This is a genomic window from Bradyrhizobium genosp. P, assembly GCF_049949265.1.
In the GTDB taxonomy this organism is placed as follows: Bacteria; Pseudomonadota; Alphaproteobacteria; order Rhizobiales; family Xanthobacteraceae; genus Bradyrhizobium.
In genome coordinates this window covers 95,872-114,864 of record NZ_CP188195.1, presented here as the reverse complement: position 1 = coordinate 114,864, position 18,993 = coordinate 95,872, and the positions used below count along the sequence as shown (strand labels likewise).

Genomic DNA, 18,993 nt, shown 5'->3' with positions numbered 1-18,993 from the left:
GCTATATCAGCGCCGTCCGGGCCGCCATCGATCATGTCGAGGCTGTGTCCGAGCGGGCCGGTGACGGGTTTTAGCCCCAGCCGCATCTGGAGGAACGCCCGCTCCCGGTCTTGAAGTCGATATTCTCGTTTCAGGTCCCGGATCAATCAAACGTACCGAACGTGCAGTTTTGCTGCCGGCCCGCTGTTGCGCCTCCCGCAACGAGCGGTCGTCAGGGTTTGCGGAGCCCTGACACTTCACGCGCGGTGCACCCATCAACCCGAATGGCCGGCGAGATCCCGCATCTGGAGAACAAATGGCTTCGAATTCTGCTGCTTCCTATAGTCCGACCCGCGACGATTTCGCGGCGATGCTTGATGAGTCCTTTGCCGGCGGCAATTTGCAGGAAAGCTCGGTCATCAAGGGCACGGTGGTTGCGATTGAGAAAGACATGGCCGTCATCGACGTCGGCCTGAAGACCGAGGGCCGCGTCGCGCTGCGCGAATTCGCCGGCCCCGGCCGTGAAAGCGATCTGAAGGTCGGCGACACCGTCGAGGTGTTCCTCGACCGTATCGAGAATGCGCTCGGCGAAGCCGTGCTGTCGCGCGACAAGGCGCGCCGCGAGGAGAGCTGGGGCAAGCTCGAGAAGGCCTTCCAGAACAACGAAAAGGTCAACGGCGTCATCTTCAACCAGGTCAAGGGCGGCTTCACCGTCGACCTCGACGGCGCGGTCGCCTTCCTGCCGCGCTCGCAGGTTGACATCCGTCCGATCCGCGACGTTGCGCCGCTGATGAACAACTCGCAGCCGTTCCAGATCCTCAAGATGGATCGCCGCCGCGGCAACATCGTGGTGTCGCGCCGCACGGTTCTCGAAGAGACCCGCGCCGAGCAGCGCCAGGAGCTGGTGCAGAACCTCGAAGAGGGTCAGGTGATCGACGGCGTGGTCAAGAACATCACCGATTACGGTGCGTTCGTTGATCTCGGCGGCATCGACGGCCTGCTGCACGTCACCGACATCGCCTGGCGGCGCGTCAATCACCCGACCGAGGTGCTGACGATCGGCCAGACCGTGAAGGTCAAGATCATCAAGATCAACCACGAGACCCACCGCATCTCGCTCGGCATGAAGCAGTTGCTGGACGATCCGTGGCAGGGCATCGAAGCCAAGTACCCGCTGGGTGCCCGCTTCACCGGCCGCGTCACCAACATCACCGACTACGGAGCGTTCGTCGAGCTCGAGCCGGGCATCGAAGGCCTGATCCACGTCTCCGAGATGTCGTGGACCAAGAAGAACATGCACCCCGGCAAGATCGTCTCGACCTCGCAGGAAGTCGAAGTGCAGGTCTTGGAAGTCGATTCGGTCAAGCGCCGCATCTCGCTTGGTCTCAAGCAGACCATGCGCAACCCCTGGGAAGTGTTCGTCGAGAAGTTCCCGGTCGGCTCCACGGTCGAAGGCGAAGTCAAGAACAAGACCGAGTTCGGACTTTTCTTGGGCCTCGACGGCGACGTCGACGGCATGGTCCATCTCTCCGACCTCGACTGGAAGCTTCCGGGCGAGCAGGTGATCGACAACTTCAAGAAGGGCGACATGGTCAAGGCCGTGGTGCTCGATGTCGATGTCGAGAAGGAGCGCATTTCCCTCGGAGTTAAACAACTTGAAGGCGACCCCTTCGCGGAGCCGGGCGACGTCAAGAAGGGCGCCGTCGTGACCTGCGAAGTGCTCGAGGTCAAGGAAAGCGGCATCGAGGTGAGGATCTCGGGCACCGAGTTCACCACCTTCATCAAGCGGTCCGAGCTGGCCCGCGACCGCAACGATCAACGCGCCGAACGCTTCGCCGTCGGTGAGAAGGTCGATGCCCGCGTCATCCAGTTCGACAAGAAGGCCCGCAAGGTGCAGGTCTCGATCAAGGCGCTGGAAGTCGCTGAAGAGAAGGAAGCCATCGCGCAGTACGGCTCCTCCGATTCGGGAGCGACGCTCGGCGACATCCTCGGCACCGCGCTGAAGAACCGCGGCAGCGACAAGTAAGCATTCGCTCGATTTAGGCGAACAATTGGGCCCCGGCGCAAGCCGGGGCCTTTTTTGTTGTCAAATCGTAGCCCGGATAGAGCGAAGCGAAATCCGGGATCTTGCCATCGGTTTGAAGTCGACCCGGATTACGCTTCGCTTCATCCGGGCTACGGACGCTTTGGATATATCGCGAGCCTTGTTTTCTTCATATTGCACCGCAATTGATGTATTTGATTAGGGATATAATGATGCTGCGGCTGCAAAACGCGCAGCCATTCCTGGAGAAATTCGATGTCGCTGGATTCAGACGTGATCGTCGATCGCCGCCGGATCAGACGCAAGTTGACGTTCTGGCGCGTCGCCGCCGCGGTCGTTGCGATCGCGGCCATTGTCAGCGTGGCTGTGATCGCCAGTGGCGGGCGCGGCATGTTCGCGCCGAGGGGTGCGATCGCGCGCATCACCATCGAAGGGCTGATCCGCAGCGATAACGAGCGCGTCGAGGCGCTGAAGCGGCTTGAGAAGTCGCAATACGCAGCAGTCATTGTGCACATCAATTCGCCCGGCGGCACCACCGCAGGCTCCGAGCAGCTCTATGATTCGCTGATGCAGCTGAAGGCCAAGAAGCCGCTCGTCGTCGTCGTCGAGGGATTGGCCGCTTCAGGCGGCTACATCACCGCGATTGCGGCCGACCACATCGTCGCGCAGCAGACCTCGCTGGTCGGTTCGATCGGCGTGCTGTTCCAGTTCCCGAACGTGTCCGAACTGCTGAAGACCGTCGGCGTGAAGATGGAAGAGATCAAATCTTCGCCGCTGAAGGCGGCGCCGAATGGCTTTGAGCCGACCAGCCCGGAAGCACACGACGCGATCGACGCGCTGGTGAAGGATTCTTATGCATGGTTCCGTGGATTGGTGAAGGAGCGGCGCGGCATGGACGACGCCTTGCTGCAAAAGGTTGCGGACGGACGCGTCTTCACCGGCCGGCAGGCGGTCGATCTCAAGCTAATCGACCAGCTTGGCGACGAGGACACCGCGATCGCCTGGCTTGTCGCCGAGAAGAAGGTCAAAAGCGACCTGCCGGTGCGTGACTACAAGCTCAATCCGCGCTTCGGCGACCTGACATTCCTGCGCACTGCGGCGTCTGTGACGCTCGATGCACTCGGTCTCGGCGCCATCGCGCGGCGGATCGAGCAAGGCGGGCTGGCGCAGGCGGTCGACCGGTTTGGGGTCGACGGCATGCTGGCCCTGTGGAGCCCGGCCGGAACCAACTGATCGACGTGGAGGCGCAGTTTTGGGCACTTCCCGCTCTGCGGGAATCGCCGCATGCCCCGTTTGGGCTATTTGTCACGCAAATTCGCGGCACCCAAAATTGATTTAGCGTCTTGACAGTGCAAGGCATTTTCACGGAAATGGACTTCCGCAAGATCCCGGATCCCACTTTCAATGATCAAATCCGAACTTGTTCAGCGTATCGCCGAGCACAACCCGCACCTCTATCAGCGGGATGTCGAGAACATCGTGAATGCGATTCTCGATGAGATCGTCGCCGCGCTGGCCCGCGGCGACCGCGTCGAGCTGCGCGGTTTTGGCGCGTTTTCGGTAAAGCACCGTCCGGCACGGGCGGGCCGCAATCCGCGTACCGGCGAGCACGTGCCGGTCGATCAGAAGAGCGTGCCGTTCTTCAAGACCGGCAAAGAGATGCGCGAGCGTCTCAATCGCGACGAAGCTGAAGCGCCCGAGGTCGACGCGCCGAAGGCCGACGCGTAACGCGCGACATCGGGCGTTGCCGTGCTGCGGGTAAAGCGCCCGCGCGTTCTCCGTCGTCATGAGAGATTGTCATGCGAAAGTTCTTCACGGCATTGGTCGTCGTCCCGCTCGGACTGATCCTCATCATCTTCGGGGTCGCCAACCATCATTTGGTGACGGTGTCGTTCGATCCCTTCAACTCGACCGACCCATCGCTCACACTGCCACCGGTGCCGCTGTTCGTCGTTATCATCGCATCCGCGATCGTGGGCGTGATCGCCGGCGGCACCGCAACCTGGGTCCGGCAGCGGCGCTGGCGCCGCGCCGCCCGGCAGCACGAAGCCGACGCGCGCCAGGCCCGTTCCGAGTTGGCCGACCTCAAGGCCGCGGCGGCCGCCTCCCGCGGCGACGCGCAGCGGCTTCCGGGGCCGGCCCTATCAGGGTTCTACGGGTCTGCCGGGCGAGACAAGCAGGGCGTGACGTTGTAGAACCCGCCCCGTCGGATCAGGTCGCGACCCGGTTCCGGCCGCCCGAAAACCCGTTCTGAGAGACACCGTTCCAAGATCATGTCCCTGCTCGTCAAAATCTGCGGCCTGTCCACGCGCGAGACGCTCGACGTCGCGCTTGCGACCGGCGCCGACATGGTCGGGTTCGTGTTCTTTCCGCCGTCGCCGCGCCATATCAGCCGCGAGGTTGCGCGTGATCTCGGCAGCCGCGCCAAGGGTCGTGCGCTCAAGGTCGCGCTGACGGTCGACGCCGATGATGCCACGCTCGAAAACATCATCGAGACGCTGCGGCCGGATATCCTGCAACTGCACGGCAAGGAGACCGTCGCGCGGCTGCGCGACATCAAGCAGAGATTCGGCCTGCCTCTGATGAAGGCGCTGCCGGTCGAGACCGTGGCCGACCTCGCGCCGCTGCCGGGCTATGCCAGCGTCGCCGACCGCATCCTGTTCGATGCCCGTGCGCCGAAGGATGCCACACGGCCCGGCGGGCTCGGCGCCACCTTCGACTGGCACGTGCTGGAGAATCTTGATCTCGCTTTGCCGTATATGGTCTCGGGCGGGCTCTCCGCCGACAACGTCGCCGAGGCCATCAGCGTCACCCGTGCCGGCGGCGTCGACGTTTCGTCGGGCGTCGAGCGCTCGCCCGGCATCAAGGACCCCGAGCTGATCCGCGCCTTCATCCGCACCGCGCGCGCAACCCGCTCTCCTTCACCTCTCCCCGTTTACGGGGAGAGGTCGGATCGCGACAGCGATCCGGGTGAGGGGGGCTCTCCGCGTTCGCGTTTGTCATCAAATCTGCGGCAAGAGCCCCTCACCCCAACCCTCTCCCCGCAAGAGCGGGGCGAGGGAGAAGAGGCCGCGTCGCTCAACCGTATAAAGAACTGATGGTTCGATGAATCCAAACCTGCCCAATTCCTTCCGCAGCGGGCCCGACGAGCGCGGGCATTTTGGCATTTTCGGCGGACGCTTCGTCGCGGAAACGCTGATGCCGCTGATCCTCGAATTGGAAAAGGCCTATGCCGAGGCCAAGGCCGATCCGGCATTCCAGGCCGAGATGAACGGCTATCTGAAGGACTATGTCGGCCGGCCCTCGCCGCTGTATTTCGCCGAACGTCTGACCGAACATCTCGGCGGCGCCAAGATCTATCTGAAGCGCGAAGAGCTCAACCACACCGGCTCGCACAAGGTGAACAACGTGCTCGGCCAGATCATGGTCGCGCGCCGCATGGGCAAGAAGCGCATCATCGCCGAGACCGGTGCCGGACAGCATGGTGTTGCCACCGCGACGCTATGCGCACGCTTCGGGCTCGAATGCGTGGTCTATATGGGCGCGGTCGATGTCGCGCGGCAGCAGCCCAACGTGATCCGCATGGAGATGCTGGGCGCCACGGTGATCCCGGTGCAGTCGGGCGCGCGCACGCTGAAGGACGCGATGAACGACGCGCTGCGCGACTGGGTCACCAACGTGCACAACACGTTCTACTGCATCGGCACCGTCGCGGGCCCGCACCCCTATCCGATGATGGTGCGCGACTTCCAGTCGATCATCGGCCACGAGACCCGCCAGCAGATGCAGGAGGCCGAAGGACGCTTGCCTGACTCATTGATTGCCTGCATCGGTGGCGGCTCGAACGCGATGGGCCTGTTCCACCCGTTCCTCGATGATCCCTCGGTCGAAATTTTTGGTGTCGAAGCGGCCGGCCATGGGCTGACCCAGCTCCATGCTGCGTCTATCGCCGGCGGGCGCCCGGGCGTGCTGCATGGCAACCGCACCTATCTCCTGATGGATAGCGACGGCCAGATCGAGGAAGCGCATTCGATCTCGGCCGGGCTCGATTATCCCGGTATCGGTCCCGAGCATTCCTGGCTGCACGAGACCGGCCGCGTGACCTATCTTTCGGCGACCGACGAGGAGGCGCTGGCGGCCTTCCAGCTGCTGTCGCGGCTGGAGGGCATCATTCCCGCGCTCGAATCGGCGCATGCGATCGCAAAATTGTCGGAGCTCGCGCCACAGCGGCCCAAGGATCATCTGATGGTGGTCAACCTCTCCGGCCGCGGCGACAAGGACGTGCCGCAGGTCGGCGACATCTTGAAGGGCAGGAAGACGTGAGAGGCGAGGCGCGCTTTCTTCACCTCTCCCCGTCCGGGAGAGGTCGGCTGCGCAGCAGCCGGGTGAGGGGTCTTTCCACTCAATCGAACCGAACTGAGGTTTCGATCATTTCGAGGACGCCCTCGAGGTTCTCGTACACGTCCGTGTTGGAGACCCGCACAACGAGAAAGCCGCAAGCTTCGAGGACCTCGGTCCTCGCTTGGTCGCGCTTTCTTTCTGATGAGGACGAATGCGTTACGCCGTCTACTTCAACGATCAGCTTGCCATCGAGTGTGACGAAATCGACGATGTACCGGCCAATCGGGTGCTGGCGACGAAATTTCCACCGCGCCAATCTTCGATTGCGCAGCGCCTGCCAAAGCTTCGCCTCGGCGCTCGTCTGTGACGCGCGGAGGCGTCGCGCTCTTGCCTTGAGCCGCTCTATCCCCCTCACCCGGCTGCTGCGCAGCCGACCTCTCCCCGGAGGGGAGAGGTATAGCACAGCGACCGCCACATCATGACCACCCGCATCGACGCTACCTTCGCCGAGCTCAAGAAGCAGGGCCGCTCCGCCTTCGTCACCTTCGTGATGGCCGGTGACCCCGACGCCAAAACCTCGCTCGATATCATCAAGGCGCTGCCGAAGGCCGGCGCCGATATCATCGAGATCGGCATGCCCTTTACCGATCCGATGGCCGATGGCCCGTCGATCCAGGCCGCGGGTCTGCGCGCGCTGAAAGGCGGCATGACGCTCAGGAAGACGCTGGAGATGGTCCGCGGCTTCCGCAAGGACAACGATGCCACGCCGATCGTGCTGATGGGCTACTACAATCCGATCTATATCTACGGCGTCGACGTGTTCCTCGCCGATGCCAAGGCAGCTGGTGTTGACGGCTTGATCATCGTCGATCTGCCGCCCGAGGAAGACACCGAGCTCTGCATCCCCGCGATGAAGGCCGGACTGAATTTCATCCGGCTGGCGACGCCGACCACCGACGAAAACCGCCTGCCCGCGGTGCTCGCGAACACGTCGGGCTTCGTCTACTATGTCGCGGTCACCGGTATCACCGGCAGTGCGGCGGCTGATTCGACGGTGGTTGCAGCGGCTGTCGCCCGCATCAAGCGGCACACCGCGCTGCCGGTTTGCGTCGGATTCGGCATCCGCACCCCGGAGACGGCGCGTTCGATTGCCGAGAACGCCAACGGCTCCGTGGTCGGCACCGCGCTGGTCGATGCCCTGCGCGGCAGCCTCGATGCCGAGGGCCGCGCCACGGCCAAAACGGTGACCGCGGTGGCGGATCTCGCCGCCGCGCTCGCCCAGGGTGTCCGGGGCGCCAAACAGGCCGCAGAATAAGCCACAATTTGCGGCAACAACGCCGCTGACGGCGGCTTGCCGGGTTTTGCCCGGCCCGCCATATATCCACCTGACGCGGGACCGACCCGCATGTCGGAGCGAACCATGAATTGGCTCACCAACGTTGTCCGGCCGAAGATCCGCAACATTCTGCGTCGCGAGACGCCGGAGAACCTCTGGATCAAGTGTCCGGATTCCGGGCAGCTCGTGTTCTACAAGGACGTCGAGGCCAACCAGTTCGTGATCCCCGGCTCGAACTACCACATGCGCATGGGCGCGGTGGCGCGGCTGAAGTCGGTCTTCGACAACGAGACCTGGTACGACATTGCGCTGCCCGAGGTGACCGCCGATCCGCTGAAATTCCGCGACGAACGCAAATATGTCGACCGCATCAAGGATGCTCGCGCCAAGACCGGGCTGAACGACGCGATCAAGGTCGGCTACGGCAAACTCGAAGGCGCCGGCGTCGTGGTGGCAGTGCAGGATTTCGATTTCATGGGCGGCTCGCTCGGCATGGCTGCCGGTGAGGCGATGGTGCGCGGGCTCGAGCTTGCGGTCGAGAAGAAGTCGCCCTTCATCGTGTTCGCAGCCAGCGGCGGCGCGCGGATGCAGGAAGGCATTCTGTCGCTGATGCAGATGCCGCGCACCACGGTCGGCGTGCAGATGCTGCGCGAGGTCAAGCAGCCCTACATCGTCGTGTTGACCAATCCGACCACCGGCGGCGTCACCGCATCCTATGCGATGCTCGGCGACGTCCAGATCGCCGAGCCCGGCGCGCTGATCGGCTTTGCCGGCGCGCGCGTGATCGAGCAGACCATCCGCGAAAAGCTGCCGGAGGGTTTCCAGCGCGCCGAATACCTGCGCGAGCACGGCATGGTCGACATGGTCGTGCACCGCCATGAGATGAAGTCTACGCTGGCGCGGCTGTGCCGCCTGCTGACCAAATCGCCGGCGTACGAAACCATCTCGAAACCCGCGGTATCAGTCACGATGCCGGCCCAGATCGTCACAGCGCCGGAGACGGTGCCGGCCGCGCCGCACGCGTGACCGCGAAAGCCGCCTCATCGCAGCCCTCGTTCGAGGCGTTGATCGCGCGGGTCTCGGCGCTGCATCCCAAGCGCATCGATCTCAGCCTCGATCGCATGCTCGCTTTGCTGGAGCGGCTCGACCATCCCGAACGCAAGCTGCCGCCGGTGATCCATGTCGCCGGCACCAACGGCAAGGGCTCCACGATCGCTTACTTGCGCGCGATCCTTGAGGCCGCAGGTCTGCGCGTCCACGTCTTCACCTCGCCCTATCTGGTGCGGCTCAACGAATGCTACCGGTTGGGGGCCGTCGGCGGCGGCAAGCTGGTCGGCGACGACGAACTGCGCGCGACGTGTGAGCATTGCGAGCGCCTGAACGCCGGCAACCCGATCACCATCTTCGAGATGGAGACCGCAGTCGCCTTCTGTCTGTTCGCCAAGCATCCGGCCGACGTCGTGCTGCTCGAGGTAGGCCTCGGTGGCCGGCTGGATTCGACCAATGTGGTCGAGACGCCGCTGGCTTGCGTGATCGCGCCGGTCAGCATGGATCACATGGAATTTCTAGGCGATACGCTGCCGTTGATCGCCGCCGAAAAGGCCGCGATCATCAAGCGCAAGGTGCCGGTGATCTCCGCCGAGCAAGCGCCCGAGGCGATGGCCGTGGTCGAGGCGGAGGCGAACCGCAAGCGCGCGCCGCTGCATGCGGCCGGCCAGCAATGGCATGTCAGCGTCGAGCGCGGCCGGCTGGTCTATCAGGACGAGCGCGGCTTGATGGATCTCGCCGCGCCAAAGCTGTTTGGCCGTCACCAGTTCGACAATGCAGGATTGGCGATCGCGACGTTGCGCGCGATCGACGCGTTCAAGCTCAACATCGCGGCTTACGAAGCCGGTATGGTCAATGCCGAATGGCCGGCGCGGATGCAGCGGCTGGTCTCCGGCACGCTCTTCAGCCAAGGTCCGCAGGGCTCGGAGGTCTGGCTCGACGGCGGGCACAACGCCGAAGGCGGCCGGGTCGCGGCGGCAGCGCTCTGCGATCTCGAAGAGCGCGTGTCGCGGCCGCTCGTCGTCATTGCCGGCATGATGGGCAACAAGGATGCCGGCGCCTTCCTCGCCAATTTCGCCGGGCTGACGCGGCATATCATCGCAGTACCGGTGCCGGGCCGCGACAATGGCATGCCGCCAGAAAGATTGGCCGATGCCGCGCGCGCCCTCGGCATGCGCGTCGAGATCGCAAGCGGGGTTGACGCCGCGCTGCAGCGGCTCGCCACGCTGGCCTACGAGGTGCCGCCGCGCATCCTGATCACCGGCTCGCTATATCTCGCCGGGCCCGTGCTCGCCGCCAACGGCACGCCTCCTGCATGATGCGTTTCGTGCTCACGAGACGTGGAAGGAACGGCTGACATCATGCGCTTTGCCGCTATCGCCGACGTGCACGGCAATTATCTCGCGCTGGACGCCGTGATCTCCGATATTCGCGCCCAGGGTATTTCTGACATCGTCGATCTCGGCGACATGGCGAGCGGGCCGCTCGACGCACGGCGAACGATGGATATCTTGATGGCGCTCGATGCAGTCCATCTGCTCGGCAACCATGACCGCTATCTGATCGACCGTCCGCCGGAGAAGATGGGCTCGTGGGATCGGCCGGCGCATGCGCAGCTCGATGCGGTTCATCTCGACTGGCTGCGTACGCTGCCGGCGACACGCGTGTTCCGCGACCAGGTCTTTCTCTGCCACGCGACACCCGCGAATGACGAAACCTATTGGCTGGAAACGGTGCTGCCGAGCGGCGAGGTCTGCCTGACCGCGCTGGAATCGATCGAGCAGAAGGCTAAGGGCGTCGCGCAGCGACTGATCCTCTGCGCGCACAGCCATATCGCCCGCGCGGTGCGACTTCGCGACGGCCGGTTGATCGTCAATCCCGGCAGCGTCGGCTCGCCCGGCTATCGCGACACCCATCCGTTTCAGCATGTCGTCGAGGCCGGATCGCCGGACGCCCGCTACGCGATCCTCGAACAGGTCGGTGGCGCCTGGCACGTCACCTTCCGCCACGTGCCCTACGACCACGCCGCGATGGCAGCGCTGGCGCGACAGAACGGCCAGCCGGAACTCGCCTCGGCGCTGGCGACGGGATGGATCAGATAACGCTCAAAACGAAAACGGCCGGCTCATCGCCGGCCGTTTCACAATCAGCTAATTCGAAAGCGGATCAGACCGCAGCGGTGATCCACTGCTGCAGCTTTGCCTTGGGTGCAGCGCCGACCTGACGCGAGGCCATCTCGCCGCCCTTGAAGATCATCAGGGTCGGGATCGACATCACACCATATTTCGACGCGGTCTTCGGGCTCTCGTCGACGTTGAGCTTCACGATCTTGACCTTGTCGCCCATCGCGCCGGAAATCTCGTCAAGGGCGGGCGCGATCATGCGGCACGGTCCGCACCATTCGGCCCAGAAGTCGACGACCACGGGCCCGGTCGCCTTGAGCACTTCGGCTTCGAAATCGGCGTCAGAAACCTTGCCAACGGCCATGGGAGTACCTCGTTCGGTTGAAACAGAAGGGCGGCTGAAGAATCGCGCCCGGGGAGCATGGGGCAAACGTATGAACGCGCCCTTGCCGGGTCAAGCTCGCTCACACCGACATGATCTTATGTCAGGGCAGCGTCCAGCGCGGGGGCGGAAAGCTCCATCATTTCAGGCGTTTCGGTCCACAACAGCGCGGCGCGGACCGGGCGCTGGGGATAAAGCTTCGCCAGCACCGCGCGGTATAACGCAAGCTGCCTGACATAGCCGGCCGGCGCTTCGGCGGCGGTCTTCGGTGGGGCGTGGTTGGTCTTGAAATCCACGATCAGAACCTCGGCTGGTGTCACCACCAACCGGTCGATCTGGCCCGAAACCAGCGCTTTCGGCCGATCGGAGCGGTCCAGCCGCCCGACGATCGAGACCTCGGCACGACTGCCGGGTGCAAATACCGGTGCGAATCGCGGATCCGCAATCAGCGTGAGCACCTGGCCGGCGAGCGTCGCGCGCTCCTCCTCACGCCAGCCATCGGCATTGCGCACGAGATAGGCCAGCGCGGCGTCGCGGCGCCGCTCGGCGGCGATATCGGGCAGCGACTGCAGCAGGCGATGCACCAGCGTGCCGCGCTGCAGGGCGCGGGCGCGCAGCAGGACAGATTCGCCGGTCCGCACGTGATGGCGGTCGTCATCAGTCGGATCAGAGGGGCGGAGGAGGCCGGGCGTGGAGGCTTCGGGCGCGGCCGGGGCGCGCAGCCATGACGGCAGCGCAACCGGCGCCGCGGCTGCCGAAGCCGCGGCGCCGGTGGCATCGACAACGTCTTCGGGCCGCGAATAGCGCATCACCTTGCCGGCCGGCGTCTCCAACTCCTCGAGCTTCAGCCCGGAATTGGCGAGCCCCTTGGTGATCAAGTCGTACCAGGAGAGCTTCCGTACACTGTTCATATTGCCGGGCAAGCAGCCGCCGACCACCAGGCGATCGGCCGCGCGTGTCATCGCGACATAGAGCAGGCGGCGATATTCATCCTCGGTATCGCCAAGCATCGCTTTGCGCGCATCGGCGACACCGGGCGGATCCTCGGCTTTCTTGCCGGCCCACACCACGACGCCGGGTGCATGCGGCGCGGCGTTGCCCTGTGGCAGATGGATCAGCCGCAGCCGCTGGGTGTCCGACGGCGAGGTCGTCGTATCCACGAGGAACACGACCGATGATTCCAACCCCTTGGCGCCGTGCACGGTCATGACACGGACCTCGTTGCGTGAAATCTCCATGTCGCGCTTCACTTCGGTGTCGGCCGCGCGCAGCCAGGCCACAAATCCCTGCAACGAGGCTGGCGCCTTGCGCTCGTAGTTCAGCGCGAGTTCGAGAAATTCGTCGAGCGCGTCATTGGCCTCGTGCCCGAGCCGCCGCAGGATGCGCGCGCGCCCGCCGTCGCCGCCGAGCAGCCACGCATAGAATGCGAACGGCGTTTCGTTGGCGAAGCGTCGCTCGCACTGCTCGAGGCGCCGAAGCACGGCCGAGAACCGATCATCGGCCGGCGCGTGCGCGGCGAGCGCTTGCCGCAGCGAGCCGCGGCGGTGCCAGGCCAGCTTGAACAAATCGTCCTCGTCGAGGCCGAACAGCGGGCTCTTCAGCGCCACCGCAAGAGCGAGATCGTCCTGTGGCAGCAGCAGCGCGTCGGTGAGGTTCATCAAATCGATGATCGCGATGTGCTCGGTCAGCTTGAGCCGGTCGGCGCCGGCGACCGGGATATTGGCGTGCTTCAGCGCCTGGATCACCGCATCGAAGGCGTTGCCGCGCCGCCGCACCAGGATCAGCATGTCGCCATAACGCAAGGGCCGGCGCGCGCCCTCGCTGCCGGTCATGGTGCCGCTCTCGACGAGGCGCTTGATCTCGGCCTGGATTCGTTTGGCGAGCTTGACCTCGGGACTCGTCATCGCCACGCCGTCGAATGGCGCGCGCCAGCCTTCGATGTCCTGGCGGTCGTCGGCCACGGCGAGATCCCAGAGCTCGATCAGGCTCGGGCCCGCATCGGCCAGGGCGTTGTGGAGGGGATGGACGCTATCGGCGTGGATACTCCGAAAGATTTCAGGCTCTCGGAATACGTGATCGACCGAATGCAGAATCGTCGGCCCCGAACGGAAGGAATAGTTGAACGCCACCGGATCGAATTTCAGTCCAGCGCCCTCGAATTTCCTTTTCAATTCATTTCGGCGCAGGTCGAATTCGCGTGGCGCGGCGCCCTGGAACGAGAAGATCGACTGTTTCTCGTCACCCACGGCAAACACGGTGCGCACGAGGCCGTCGCGCGCACCGGCGCCGGAGGTGAATTCCGAGATGATATGCGCGACGATGTCCCACTGCCGGGGGCTCGTATCCTGCGCCTCGTCGATCAGCACGTGATCGACGCCGCGGTCGAGCTTGTAATGCACCCAGCCGGAGGAGACGCGATCGAGCATCGTCAGCGTCTTGTCGATCAGGTCGTCATAATCCAGCAGGCCGCGTTCCAGCTTTTCACGGCGGTAATTCGCGGCTGCTGCGGTCGCGATGTGGATCAGCGCCTCGGTGCGGTCGCGCGCGACCACGGCGCGGCGACGCTCGATCAAGGGACCGAGCCGGTCGACTTCCGATTCGAACCGCCGGCCTGCGACAGCATTCTTCTTGATGAAGTTGTTGGTGACAATCGAGGCACGGGGCGCACGGTCATCCGTGAGGAATACGCCGAGATACTCGTCGACTTGAGCTGCACCGGTAAATGTCAGTGCACTCCGCAGCCGTTCTGCCTGCTTCTGATCGGCTCGGCTGCTGGTGTCGAGGATCGCAGCCATTTCCTTCCAGCTTGACCTCGGCAGGTTTCGACCGTCGACGATGTCGCGCTCGACATCCTCGATGCGATCGTCGGGGGCGACGCCGAGTGCGGCTGACATCTGCGCAGCAGCCGCGGCCGCACTGCCGGCGGCATCGGTCCAGGCCATGAAGTGATCGCGGCTGAGGCAGGCCTCGCGGACCACATCCTTGAAAGTGACGTCGGCAGCGTTCGCCATCGCCGTCATCAGCGCGCGACCGATCGGACTGTCGGGATTGCGAGCGGCGTCCAGGAACACGGCGAGATTGGCCCGTTCCATCATCTCGTTCTGGTCGCGGTCGTCGAGCACGGCAAAGCGCGCCGGCACGTTGGCCTCGAACGGAAACTGCTGCAGCAGCCGGGTGCACAGCGCGTGGATGGTCTGCACCTTCAACCCGCCCGGCGTCTCCAGCGCGCAGGCGAACAGTTTTCGGGCGTCCCGCCTGAGCTTTGGGTTGGGATGGGCGATGCCGGCGTCGCGGATCGCGGCATCGAGCGCTGTGTCATCCAGCGTCACCCAGTGGCCAAGGGTCGTGAACACACGCTCGGCCATGTTGGCGGCGGCGGCCTTGGTGAAGGTGATGCAGAGGATTTTTTCCGGCGGCACGCCGTCGAGCAGCAGCCGGATCACCCGTTGAACAAGAACATGCGTCTTGCCCGAGCCGGCATTGGCAGACACGAACGTCGACGCTTTCGGATCGGACGCGCGGGCCTGCGCGTCGCGCACCGCGGGCGGAATCGGGCGGGGGGCCTTCACCATTCCTCGATCCCCAGGCCGCCGGCGGCGGACCATTCCTTGATGCGCGCAAGGTCGTCATAGGCGCCATAGCGGTTCGCCCACATCGAGAGGTTCAGCGAGGTGTAGGCCTGGCTCTCGTCATCGAAGGCGCGGATCAGCGCTTCCAGCTTGCGCCGCGCGCTGTCGGCGGCTTCATCCGGCGGCTGTGGCGTGTCGTTCGGCCTGATCTTCAGCTCCAGCGAGCGCTGCTCGCCCGGCGGATTGTTGCCGCTCAGCCTGACATAGACGAGATCGCCGACCGAGGAGTCGGCCGGAATATCGGCAAAGCCGCCCTCGCGCAGGATCGCAGCCTCCAGCGTGAGCTGCGGCGACAGGCCCATGCGCACCTGTTTTCCCGTTGGCGGCTGGCCGGTCTTGTAGTCGAGGATGGCAAAGCTGCCGTCGTCACGCCGCTCGATGCGGTCGGCGCGCGCGGAAAGGGTGAAAGTCCGCGCATCGTCGAGGGGAATGCCGATCTCGCCTTTGATCTCGGCCTTGATTCCAGCGATGCTGCCGCGCCGCGCGGCCTCCCATTCCGCAAACCACGCGGCGATGCGCTGGAAGCGCGGCCACCACAGCGCGCGGGCCTCGGGGCGTTCCATCAGTGGCGCGAAATACTTGCCGCCAATCTCGCGCAGTGCGCGCACCGTGTCGGCGGGCAGCGCATCGGCATAGACTTGCGTGAATTCGCGGAGCGCCTCGTGGATCGCTGAGCCGCGGTCGGCCGCCGACAGCGGCATGTCGACGGGATCAAGCGGGTCGAGCTTCAGGATGTAACGCGCGTAGATCGTATAGGGGTCGCGCAGCCAGTCCTCGATCGCGGTGACCGACATTTTCAGCGGCCGGGTGTCGCGCGCCGGCCGCGGCTCGGGCTGCTTAACGGGCTCGACCTTGTCGGGCCGGTCGAGTTCGGCAGCATATTGCGCGTAGATCTCGCCGGCCGATGTTGCCATCTTCCACCGCGCCTCGCCTGCGACCGCCTCCAGCCGGTGCAGGAAGCGCGAGGCGACCGCCGGTGCCCCACCGACCTTCGCCGCGTGGCTGAGGATCACCTCGTCGTGGCCGAGCAACTGTGCGAAGTCATGCGCGGAGAGCCCGATCCGCCGCTCGGGAAGGTCGAGGCCGAGCTCGTGGCGCATCGGCCGGCTCAGCCAGGGATCGATCCGCGGCGACGGCGGCCAGACGCCCTCGACCAGCCCGCCGAGAATGACGCGATCGGATTCGGTGAGCCGCGCCTCCAATTGGCCGAAGATGTTGAGCTGCGCTCGTGCTGATTCCGGTCGGCGCACCATGCGGTCGGCAAACGCCGTCTGGAACACCTCGGGATAGTCGGCAAGCGGCGTCAGCAGCCCGCTCGGCTGTTGTTTGGCGAGCAGATCGTCGAACGCCGAGGCCAGCGCCGCGCCGGCGCGCTCCTCGAACACGATGGCGACGCCGTGCTGGTCACAGGACAGCGCCAGCAACGCCTCGCGATGGCGCGACGCCAGCTCGGCGAAATCATGCGGCTTCGATGATGCAACGTTCTCGAGTGGCGCCAGCGCCGTCCGCAATTTCGCGATCAGGGCCTGCGCCTGATTGAGTTCGTCGTCCCGCAGGTGCGTGCGCTGCTCCTGCTTATGTAGTGACGAGGTTTCGCCGCTGTTCAGCTTCACAAGTTCGGCCCGGAACCGCTCGAAGTCGCGCGAAAGGCCGGCGCTCCCGGCCTGGGGCCGGGTGCCGCGCAACAGCGCCAGTTCCAGAACTTCGATCGCGCGCTTCAACGCACTGTGCGCTCCACCGAGCCGGAACAGCGGATGCTTGAGCAGCGCGAGCAATGTCGGCGGCTCCAGTCCCCTGGCCGCGGCTTCCGCGGTAAGGCGGGCGAACACGCCGGGCGAGGTCTCCATCAGCGCGTCACCGCCGGAATCGTCGAATTCCAGATTCCAGCGCGTCAGCGCGGCCATGACCCGTCGCGCCAGCGCACGATCCGGCGTCACCAGCGCGGCTGATTTGCCGAGATGGCGCGCCTCGCGCATCGCGACCGCGATCGCCAGCGCCTCCATCTCGGGATTGGGCGCCTCGACCACCGTGAGGTTGGTCATCCCGGCGGAAATGCGTTCGACGATCTCCGGCCGCTCCAGCCGGTCGTGCCATTGCGCCGTCGCGGTCGACGGCCGCATCGTTTCCGATACCAGCACGCCGCGGCCGAGCGGCGCTTCCTGGGCGAGAAGCTCGACATCGCGGCGCCTGATACCGAAGCGATCGACGAGCAGCGCATGCATCGCGAATTGCGGATGGTTTGACGACGGCGGCGTGGTGAACCGGCCGTCCGCATTGCGCTCGCCGCCGATCGTCTGCCAGGACTCGTCGTCGAGGTCGGTGTCGAGCCCGGGCAGCACCACGGCGCCGTTCGGCAGCTTCGCTACCGCGTGCAGGAATTTTGCGGTCGCCGGCATCGAGCCGGTCGAACCGGCCGCGATCACCGGGCCCGCGTGATGCGCGGTGAGCCGCGCAGCCTCCGCCTCGATCAGCAGATCGCGCCGCGCCGCCGGCTCGATCCGGCCGATCTCCTTGAGATAGCTCGGCCAGGCGTCGCGCGCGATGCGCAGGAATTCGAGCGAGTGCTGCCAATATTTGTCGAGCTGGCCCGGCACCAGCCGGTCGAGCTCACGCCAGTCGACGCCGCGTGTGACCATGTCGTCCATCAGCCGCGCGAGATCGCCGGCAAGCTGTAGCGTCGAGGCCGGGCCGCCAACCACCAGCGGCGACGACACCGGCGTCTTGGCCCAGGCCGCGACCAGGTGCGCCAGCGTCAATCGGCGCTCGAGCTCGCCGAGTTTCGGCGGAATGTCGAGTGATGCTGTGCCGCCGACCTCGTCCGACGGGTCTGCAAAGGCGAGCTCATCTTCATCGATGTCGCCGAGTGCGACGATGCGCGGCAGCACCGCCGCATCCGCATCGAGCACGTCGAGGAAAATTTCACGCGCCAGACGGCCGGCACGCCGGGTCGGCAAATAAAGCGTGGCATTGGCGAGCCTGGCCGGATCGTTCCGCGCCTCAAATCCCGCGACCAGCCGGCCGTCGACCAACGCCGAGACGACGGTGCGCAGGAACGGCGCGGAGACGGGAACGCTGAAAACACGCATGGGCTGCCTGATTCGAATCAGCGCCAATATAGGGAGCGCCGACCGCCATTAGCCACCCCTGTCATCGTCAGCAGCAAGTGGGCGTTACGGCTTGTATGGCCGCCTCAGCCAGCGAGCCGACGGGCGCAGCGGCTCACGGCATCCAGAAACCACCGCAGCGCCGGATCTTCGGTGGCGCGCCTGTTATGGACGAGGTCGATTGCGAAAGCGGGGATGTCGAAGGGCGGCGTGACGACGGCAACGCCGGCGACATCCGTGAAGCGGCGGGCAACGCGCTCGGCCATCGTGGCGACGAGATCGGTGCCGGCCACCGCGAAAGGGACCGCGACGACATGCGCAAGCGTCATCGCCACCCGCCGCTTCAGTCCCTCGCGAGCCAACAGGGCGTCAATCACGCTCGGCAGGCCGTCGCCGCCGGCGGCCGAGAACAGAGCGTGCGGCAAGGCCGCATAGTCCCCGAGGCTGAGATGCTCCGACCCGTTCGCGCGAGCCACGTCGCGGATGCAGACAAAGCGCTCCTCGAACAATCGATGCCGAACGCAGCGCGGTGAGTCCGGCAGGTGGCCGCCGATCAGCGCATCGAGTTCACCGCGCTCCAGTCTCGCAAGAGCCGCAGTCGCATCGATGAGCGGGCGAACGGCAAGGTCGATGCCCGGAGCCTCGGCGCGCAACAAACGGATCAGTTCCGGCACCAGAACGAGATCGCCGTAATCCGTTGCGGCAATCGTGATGCGCCTGCGCGTTGTGGATGGATCGAAGCCCTGATCGGGCGCGAGCACGCCCCTGATCTGCCGCAACGCTTCCCCGATCGGCCCTGCGAGCACCAGCGCCTTCTCGGTCGGCTGCATGCCCGCGCCGGCGCGCAGGAACAACTCATCGGCAAACAGCGCACGCAGTCTTCTCAACGCACTGCTCATGGACGGCTGGGCCAGGCCAATAGGCTCGGCCGCGCGGGTGACGTGGCGCTCCTCGATCAGCGCCTCGAAAGCGACGAGCAGATTGAGATCGACCGCAGTTAAATTCATG

General features: G+C 65.2%; 14 protein-coding genes and 1 pseudogene. 10 read left to right on the top strand and 5 right to left on the bottom strand.

The annotated features are described in order from the left end of the window. The first annotated feature begins 295 nt into the window (after positions 1-295). The 6 genes and pseudogenes from rpsA to trpB all read left to right on the top strand — a co-directional run bounded on the left by rpsA (position 296) and on the right by trpB (position 6,346). Positions 296-2,005, top strand: coding sequence for a 30S ribosomal protein S1 (rpsA, locus tag ACP2YO_RS00525; RefSeq protein WP_426438157.1), 1,710 nt, complete (start codon positions 296-298; stop codon positions 2,003-2,005). A gap of 273 nt (positions 2,006-2,278) precedes the next feature. After that, the gene (gene sppA / locus ACP2YO_RS00520; RefSeq protein ID WP_426438156.1) at positions 2,279-3,256 is read left to right on the top strand and encodes a signal peptide peptidase SppA; all 978 of its coding nucleotides are present in this window, start codon (positions 2,279-2,281) and stop codon (positions 3,254-3,256) included. Positions 3,257-3,427: 171 nt separating this feature from the next. Next, positions 3,428-3,751, top strand: a complete 324-nt coding sequence (locus ACP2YO_RS00515) for an integration host factor subunit beta (protein WP_044537904.1) — start codon at positions 3,428-3,430, stop codon at positions 3,749-3,751. Between the two features lie 71 nt (positions 3,752-3,822). Beyond that, entirely contained in the window at positions 3,823-4,218 is a 396-nt protein-coding gene (locus ACP2YO_RS00510) for a lipopolysaccharide assembly protein LapA domain-containing protein (protein ID WP_426438155.1), read from the top strand. A gap of 78 nt (positions 4,219-4,296) precedes the next feature. Then, positions 4,297-4,947, top strand: a pseudogene (locus ACP2YO_RS00505) (phosphoribosylanthranilate isomerase); the annotation flags it as partial. A 181-nt stretch (positions 4,948-5,128) separates the two neighbouring features. Continuing rightward, positions 5,129-6,346 carry a tryptophan synthase subunit beta gene (trpB, locus tag ACP2YO_RS00500; protein ID WP_426438154.1) on the top strand — a complete coding sequence of 406 codons (1,218 nt, stop codon included), beginning with the start codon at positions 5,129-5,131 and terminating at the stop codon, positions 6,344-6,346. Between the two features lie 79 nt (positions 6,347-6,425). Here the strand turns inward: trpB and ACP2YO_RS00495 are convergent, their stop codons facing one another. Further along, positions 6,426-6,779 carry an endonuclease domain-containing protein gene (locus ACP2YO_RS00495; RefSeq protein WP_426443501.1) on the bottom strand — a complete coding sequence of 118 codons (354 nt, stop codon included), beginning with the start codon at positions 6,777-6,779 and terminating at the stop codon, positions 6,426-6,428. A gap of 63 nt (positions 6,780-6,842) precedes the next feature. Here ACP2YO_RS00495 and trpA point away from each other — a divergent pair, with 63 nt between their 5' ends. From trpA to ACP2YO_RS00475, 4 genes are all read left to right on the top strand, one after another. Next, the gene (gene trpA / locus ACP2YO_RS00490; RefSeq protein ID WP_426438153.1) at positions 6,843-7,679 is read left to right on the top strand and encodes a tryptophan synthase subunit alpha; all 837 of its coding nucleotides are present in this window, start codon (positions 6,843-6,845) and stop codon (positions 7,677-7,679) included. A 105-nt stretch (positions 7,680-7,784) separates the two neighbouring features. After that, positions 7,785-8,726 carry an acetyl-CoA carboxylase, carboxyltransferase subunit beta gene (accD, locus tag ACP2YO_RS00485; protein WP_426438152.1) on the top strand — a complete coding sequence of 314 codons (942 nt, stop codon included), beginning with the start codon at positions 7,785-7,787 and terminating at the stop codon, positions 8,724-8,726. Positions 8,727-8,821: 95 nt separating this feature from the next. Next, complete coding sequence (locus tag ACP2YO_RS00480) at positions 8,822-10,066, top strand: bifunctional folylpolyglutamate synthase/dihydrofolate synthase (RefSeq protein WP_426443500.1); 1,245 nt, start codon at positions 8,822-8,824, stop codon at positions 10,064-10,066. Between the two features lie 42 nt (positions 10,067-10,108). Then, positions 10,109-10,849 carry a metallophosphoesterase family protein gene (locus ACP2YO_RS00475; RefSeq protein ID WP_426438151.1) on the top strand — a complete coding sequence of 247 codons (741 nt, stop codon included), beginning with the start codon at positions 10,109-10,111 and terminating at the stop codon, positions 10,847-10,849. A gap of 64 nt (positions 10,850-10,913) precedes the next feature. On the opposite strand, the gene trxA is transcribed toward ACP2YO_RS00475, so the two are convergent. From trxA to ACP2YO_RS00455, 4 genes are all read right to left on the bottom strand, one after another. Further along, positions 10,914-11,234: a thioredoxin gene (gene trxA / locus ACP2YO_RS00470; protein WP_016847387.1), complete on the bottom strand. Its 321-nt coding sequence runs from the start codon at positions 11,232-11,234 to the stop codon at positions 10,914-10,916. Positions 11,235-11,350: 116 nt separating this feature from the next. Beyond that, positions 11,351-14,824, bottom strand: a complete 3,474-nt coding sequence (gene addA / locus ACP2YO_RS00465; protein WP_426438150.1) for a double-strand break repair helicase AddA — start codon at positions 14,822-14,824, stop codon at positions 11,351-11,353. Further along, positions 14,818-17,967, bottom strand: coding sequence for a double-strand break repair protein AddB (gene addB, locus ACP2YO_RS00460; protein ID WP_426438149.1), 3,150 nt, complete (start codon positions 17,965-17,967; stop codon positions 14,818-14,820). The genes addA and addB overlap by 7 nt, the downstream gene beginning before the upstream one ends. A gap of 104 nt (positions 17,968-18,071) precedes the next feature. After that, complete coding sequence (locus ACP2YO_RS00455; RefSeq protein WP_426438148.1) at positions 18,072-18,992, bottom strand: LysR family transcriptional regulator; 921 nt, start codon at positions 18,990-18,992, stop codon at positions 18,072-18,074. Between the last annotated feature and the right edge of the window lies 1 nt (position 18,993).

What these genes read in the sequence shown, in the direction of transcription:
- trpA (WP_426438153.1), top strand. Translation starts at nt 6,843, where the DNA reads ATGACCACCCGCATCGACGCTACCTTCGCCGAGCTCAAGAAGCAGGGC.
- accD (WP_426438152.1), top strand. Translation starts at nt 7,785, where the DNA reads ATGAATTGGCTCACCAACGTTGTCCGGCCGAAGATCCGCAACATTCTG.
- addB (WP_426438149.1), bottom strand. Translation starts at nt 17,967, where the DNA reads ATGCGTGTTTTCAGCGTTCCCGTCTCCGCGCCGTTCCTGCGCACCGTC.
- ACP2YO_RS00480 (WP_426443500.1), top strand. Translation starts at nt 8,822, where the DNA reads ATGCTCGCTTTGCTGGAGCGGCTCGACCATCCCGAACGCAAGCTGCCG.
- ACP2YO_RS00510 (WP_426438155.1), top strand. Translation starts at nt 3,823, where the DNA reads ATGCGAAAGTTCTTCACGGCATTGGTCGTCGTCCCGCTCGGACTGATC.
- ACP2YO_RS00455 (WP_426438148.1), bottom strand. Translation starts at nt 18,992, where the DNA reads ATGAATTTAACTGCGGTCGATCTCAATCTGCTCGTCGCTTTCGAGGCG.
- ACP2YO_RS00515 (WP_044537904.1), top strand. Translation starts at nt 3,428, where the DNA reads ATGATCAAATCCGAACTTGTTCAGCGTATCGCCGAGCACAACCCGCAC.
- sppA (WP_426438156.1), top strand. Translation starts at nt 2,279, where the DNA reads ATGTCGCTGGATTCAGACGTGATCGTCGATCGCCGCCGGATCAGACGC.
- addA (WP_426438150.1), bottom strand. Translation starts at nt 14,824, where the DNA reads ATGGTGAAGGCCCCCCGCCCGATTCCGCCCGCGGTGCGCGACGCGCAG.
- rpsA (WP_426438157.1), top strand. Translation starts at nt 296, where the DNA reads ATGGCTTCGAATTCTGCTGCTTCCTATAGTCCGACCCGCGACGATTTC.
- trxA (WP_016847387.1), bottom strand. Translation starts at nt 11,234, where the DNA reads ATGGCCGTTGGCAAGGTTTCTGACGCCGATTTCGAAGCCGAAGTGCTC.
- trpB (WP_426438154.1), top strand. Translation starts at nt 5,129, where the DNA reads ATGAATCCAAACCTGCCCAATTCCTTCCGCAGCGGGCCCGACGAGCGC.
- ACP2YO_RS00475 (WP_426438151.1), top strand. Translation starts at nt 10,109, where the DNA reads ATGCGCTTTGCCGCTATCGCCGACGTGCACGGCAATTATCTCGCGCTG.